Source organism: Streptomyces spirodelae, from assembly GCF_017676385.1.
GTDB classification, from domain to species: Bacteria; Actinomycetota; Actinomycetes; order Streptomycetales; family Streptomycetaceae; genus Streptomyces; species Streptomyces spirodelae.
The window spans coordinates 1-717 of record NZ_JAFFZN010000069.1 but is presented as its reverse complement, the minus strand read 5'-3'; the positions used below and the strand labels follow the sequence as shown (position 1 = coordinate 717).

Genomic DNA, 717 nt, shown 5'->3' with positions numbered 1-717 from the left:
CGTCCGCACCTGGAGGCCCGAACGGGACCGCAGGATCCTGCTCGTCCTCGACACCGGCCGCACCTCTGCGGGCCGTATCGGCAACGTACCGCGGCTCGACGTGTCCATGGACGCGGCACTATTGCTGGCCGTGCTGGCTTCCCGCGCCGGCGACCGCATCGACCTGCTTGCCCACGATCGGGTGACCAGAGCCGGGGTCACCGGCCGCTCAGGCCAGCAAGTGCTGCCCGCCCTGGTGGACGCGATGGCTCCCATTGAACCGGCCCTCGTCGAATCGGACCTGCGCGCCATGACTTCGAAGATTCTGCGTACAGCCCCACGGAGATCCCTCGTGGTCCTGCTGACGGGGCTCGACCGCGCGCCCGTAGAAGAGGGGTTGCTGCCCGTACTGCCGCTTCTCACCCAGCGGCACACCGTCCTGGTTGCCGCGGTATCCGATCCCCGTATTCAGGAAATGGCCCGGAGCCGGGGCACCGTCGACGCCGTATACGGCGCAGCTGCTGCGGCTCAGACGCAGGCCGAACGCATGGAGACCGCAGAAAGGCTCCGCAAGCAGGGAGTGAGGGTTGTTGATGAAACGCCCTCCCAGCTCGCTCCCGCACTCGCCGACGCCTATCTGGCGCTCAAAGCTTCCGGACGTCTCTGAACGGAGGACAGGCGGGAAGGAGGGGGAATTGGGCATGAAAAAGGCCCTGTTGGCGTCAGCCAACAGGGCCA

The 717-nt window shown here is 67.1% G+C and carries 1 protein-coding gene; it reads left to right on the top strand.

The genetic code is table 11. From position 1 onward, the window contains the following. On the top strand, positions 1-646 hold a 646-nt coding region (locus tag JW592_RS32370), incomplete at its 5' end, for a DUF58 domain-containing protein (protein WP_443742769.1). Positions 647-717 lie beyond the last annotated feature (71 nt).